The sequence below is a fragment of the Alistipes megaguti genome, from assembly GCF_944320325.1.
GTDB lineage: Bacteria > Bacteroidota > Bacteroidia > Bacteroidales > Rikenellaceae > Alistipes > Alistipes megaguti.
Window position 1 is genome coordinate 1 of sequence record NZ_CALUHA010000061.1, and the last position, 4091, is coordinate 4091.

Annotated in this window: 4 protein-coding genes; 2 read left to right on the forward strand and 2 right to left on the reverse strand. The window is 59.8% G+C overall.

What is annotated here, in order from left to right; genetic code table 11:
* The first annotated feature begins 102 nt into the window (after positions 1-102).
* Positions 103-528, forward strand: a complete 426-nt coding sequence (locus PUQ42_RS10255) for an exonuclease/endonuclease/phosphatase family protein (RefSeq protein ID WP_273373414.1) — start codon at positions 103-105, stop codon at positions 526-528.
* A 67-nt stretch (positions 529-595) separates the two neighbouring features.
* Here the strand turns inward: PUQ42_RS10255 and thrC are convergent, their stop codons facing one another.
* The gene (gene thrC, locus PUQ42_RS10260; RefSeq protein WP_122119464.1) at positions 596-1888 is read right to left on the reverse strand and encodes a threonine synthase; all 1293 of its coding nucleotides are present in this window, start codon (positions 1886-1888) and stop codon (positions 596-598) included.
* Between the two features lie 13 nt (positions 1889-1901).
* On the reverse strand, positions 1902-2831 hold the full coding sequence (locus tag PUQ42_RS10265) for a homoserine kinase (protein WP_122119465.1): 930 nt from the start codon (positions 2829-2831) through the stop codon (positions 1902-1904).
* A gap of 988 nt (positions 2832-3819) precedes the next feature.
* Here PUQ42_RS10265 and PUQ42_RS10270 point away from each other — a divergent pair.
* Positions 3820-4091, forward strand: a 272-nt coding sequence (locus PUQ42_RS10270; RefSeq protein WP_273373417.1) for a dihydroxy-acid dehydratase domain-containing protein, incomplete at its 3' end; no start/stop codon positions are given.

The window sequence follows — 4091 nt, forward strand, 5'->3', positions numbered from 1 at the left end:
TGGGTCCAAAAATGAAAAAAGGGGCTCCGAAACGGAGCCGAAAATATAAAAAGATGAGTTCGATCGGAAAAATTACAGGGACAGTCTGCCGATTGACTCATAATGACGGAATTAAACGACTGTCCCTACCGTAAAGTGGCCTTCGGACCGATGATCGACGAACAGCAGCCCACGGTGATCGGCGTACAGGAGGCCCGTCCCATCCAGCTGAGCTATCTCGAAACGGCCTGGCCCGACTACAAATGGCTCGGCGTCGGACGCTGCAACGACAACGCCGTCTACTACAACGACACGACCAACGGCAACCTCGTCAAGCTCGATGCCGGAAGCGGTGAACAACTCGTCTCGCTCCACCTGGCCGACAAGCTGGACTCCTCGCCGACGATCGCGCCCAACGGCGTCATCTACTGCAACGGCATGCTGAACAACCAGCCGACCCTCTTTGCCGTGGATGCCACGGCCACGGCTCCGGCGGATTCCTGGTCGCAGATGGCCGGCAATCCGAGCAAAACCGCCTGCCGGTATTGATTCAGAAAACAAATCCCCCAACTCCGGAAAACGCCGGCTGCCCGATCGGGCAGTCGGCGTTTCCTCGTCATACGCGGGCCACAAACTCCTCCAGCGCCCCAAGATCCACCTCGAGCGGATCGGCATGCTGCGGGAGGCTAGTCAGCGACTCAAGCCGTTCGGGCAACGGGACCCGTCGTCCGGTTACCGTGGCAATCACCTCGCCGAACTTCGCCGGATGGGCCGTCGAAAGGTAGAAGCCCGGTTTGCCCACGGCCACCGACGCCGCGTAACCGACGGCGCTGTGCGGATCCGACAGGTAGCCGCTACGCTCGTACAACGTGTCGATCGTCCGCCGGATCGTGGCGTTGTCACACCGATAGCCGGTCAGTTCGGCCCGCAGCGCATCGGGGTCACCGCCGCAGAGCCATAGCATCCGTTCGAAATTGCTCGGAGCCCCGACATCCATCGCGCTGGCAGGCGTACGGACCGAAGGCCGGGGCAGATAAATGCCCGTTTCGAGAAACTCCGGCACCACGTCGTTGAGATTCGAAGCCGCCACGAAGCCTCCGACCGGAAGCCCCATCCTGCGGGCCAGCATGCCGGCCGCCAGATTGCCGCAGTTGCCGCTCGGGACGACGATCACGGGATGGTCGCCCCCCGTCTCCCGCCGCCAGAGGAAATAGCCGTAAAAGTAGTAGAAGGCCTGCGGGATCCAGCGCAGCAGGTTGATCGAGTTGGCCGACGTGACACGACGCCGGTGCCGGAACGCTTCGTCGGCGAAGAGCTCCTTGACCAGCCGCTGGCAGTCGTCGAACGATCCGTTGACCCGCAGCGGGTGGATGTTGCCGCCCAGGGCCGTCATCTGGCACTCCTGCAGGCGGCTGATCCGCCCCTCGGGGTAGAGCACCACCACATCGACACCCGGAACGTTGTAAAAACCGTGGGCCACGGCACTGCCCGTATCACCCGACGTGGCCGTCAGGATCACCAGCCGCTCGCCGCCGCGGTCCAGCAGCCCCGTCATCCGTCCCATGAACCCCGCCCCGAAATCCTTGAAGGCACAGGTCGGGCCGTGGAAGAGTTCGAGCGTGTAGCGGCGATCGCCGACCCGTCGCAGCGGCACCGGAAAATCATACAACGAAGCCAGTTGGCGGGCAATCTCCTGCGGGTCGAGATCCCCGTCGAAAAAGAGGCCGGCCAGGTAGCTCGCCAGCGAGGCATACGATTCGTCGGCCCGGCGCTCGGCCTCCGAAAGATCGGCCTGCGGAATCCGCTCCGGCACGAAAAGGCCTCCGTCCGGGGCCAAACCCATCATCACGGCCTCGCGCAGCGACTGACCGTGTTCGCGTTTCTGATCGCGTGTGCTGTACCACTTCATGAGATCTGCTGTTTTACGATTCGACAATCCGCGCTCCGGCATTCGAGACCCGTCCGGCATAGGTGTGGCTGGCAATCCCCCGCTCGGCAAAGTGACGCTCCATGCAGTCGGCGATGCGGCAGGCCACGGCGTAATCCGAAGCCAGCGCAAAAACCGACGGCCCCGATCCGGCGATATTCAGCGCCAGCGCCCCCTGCTCCATTGCCGCCTGCTTGAGCACATCGTAGTCCGGAATGAACCCCTTGCGGTAGGGCTCGACAACGGCGTCCTGCATCGAACGGCCGATCAACGCCACGTCGCGCAGGGCAAAACCCGCCACCAGTCCGCCGACATTGCCCCACTGCTTGACGGCCTTCGAAAGCGGGATCTCGTGCGGCAGCACCTCGCGGGCCATCTTCGTGCTGACGACAATCTGCGGATGGACCACCGCATAGAAGAAGTTATCGGGAACGGGCAGCCGCACGATATCGAAGGGTTCGTAACCGCGGATCAGCACCACCCCGCCCAACAGGGCCGGTCCCACGTTGTCGGCATGGGCCGTCCCGCCCTGCAGCGCCTCGCCCAGCATGGCGAACTCGACGAGCTGTTTGGCCGAGAAGGGGCGTCCCAGCAGTTCGTTGATCCCGTAGACGGCGGCGGCCGACGAGGCGGCACTCGAACCAATGCCGCTTCCGGGGACAATCTTCTCGAGCAGGCGGATGATGACCCGCACCGAGCCGCCGTAGGCCGCCAGCAGGGCCCGTACGGCCGGCGTGATGACATTCTCGTCGAGCGATTCGGGCAGTTCGACGCCGCTTTCGTTGCGGATCTCGAGCCCCTCGGCATCGGGCTCGACCATGACCTCCATGCGGTCACCCACGCCGTCGAGCGTCAGCCCCATGACGTCGAATCCGCATCCCAGATTGGCCACCGTTCCCGGGGCAAAGACTTCTATATGTTTCATTTCGATTCTGCTTTTTGGATGGATAAAACTTCGGAAATGGATGGCTCCGAATGGACGGTTCATCCGGCTGTGAGCCGGTGATCCGCCCCGTGAGGCTTCTGTTCCCGGCACGGGATACATCAGCGCCGGATTCCTGCCTGGAATCGGTTCGGAGACTTTTTCGTTTGGTGAATATCCGCTCCGGCAACCTGGGCCGGGGAGCATGCGACGATGCGACGGATGATGATTACAGGACCCCCACAGGGGTGGTACCGGTACCGGTAAGGGTACGGAACGAGACAACGGCGGTCGTATGACCGACGGCGAAACCACCATGCGCCCTGCGGCCGGAGATTCCGACCCGGGAAAGAGCGGTTCCCAACCTTTCGAAGCAGGATCCGCACTCCCAAACAGGGGCGATATGGTTTCTCAGAAGTTTCATCAAGGGCAAATATAAAACAATTTTTTTAAAAATCCAAATCCGCATAACAATTCGTAATCATTTTTCAACACAAACAAGACCACCTCATTATATATATGTATAAAACAACACGTTCCACGCACAATCGCCTCAAAAAATCGTAATCACTCAGAATATCACCCAATCGGCACCATCCGCCACCGAGACAAAAGGACGACTTGCCATCCCAAAAGATGGATCAGATCATAAGATAACACCCCTCTATTTTTGCAAACAGTAATCAAAATACCCAAAAACTACTTTCAGATCGTTATGTTATTAAATTTTTTTAGGAAATTTCTTGCTCTTTCGCTCCGAGTTTGCTATCTTTGCTTCACAACTGAAACAGAAACGAAGGCATGAAAGCCCAGAACCATTCGAATATCGTCGTCATTAACGTCATTAACGTGCTGCTCGTGGTCAACGAATTGATAACGGGAGAAAGGTGACGTACCTGTTCGAAGCATAACGAGAACCTTTCTCCCGGCCGGGAGAAAGGTTCTTTCGTTTCATAGCCCCAAAGTCGAAGCAAACATGGAATCCCAACAGATGAAACACCCCCTCAGAAGCGCCGCCACCCTCTCGGGGCGCCGCATGGCCGGAGCCCGCAGCCTCTGGCGCGCAAACGGCATGCGCGAGGAGCAGTTCGGACGTCCGGTCATCGGCATCGCCAACTCCTTCACGCAGTTCGTCCCCGGGCACGTCCACCTGCACGAGGTCGGCCAACTGGTCAAACAACGCATCGAAAGCCTCGGCTGCTTCGCCGCCGAATTCGACACCATCGCCATCGACGACGGTATCGCCATGGGCCACGACGGCAT

Bases quoted from the DNA above. Each gene is read 5' to 3' on its own strand.
- PUQ42_RS10255 (WP_273373414.1), top strand. From the start codon at position 103: ATGACGGAATTAAACGACTGTCCCTACCGTAAAGTGGCCTTCGGACCG.
- thrC (WP_122119464.1), bottom strand. From the start codon at position 1,888: ATGAAGTGGTACAGCACACGCGATCAGAAACGCGAACACGGTCAGTCG.
- PUQ42_RS10265 (WP_122119465.1), bottom strand. From the start codon at position 2,831: ATGAAACATATAGAAGTCTTTGCCCCGGGAACGGTGGCCAATCTGGGA.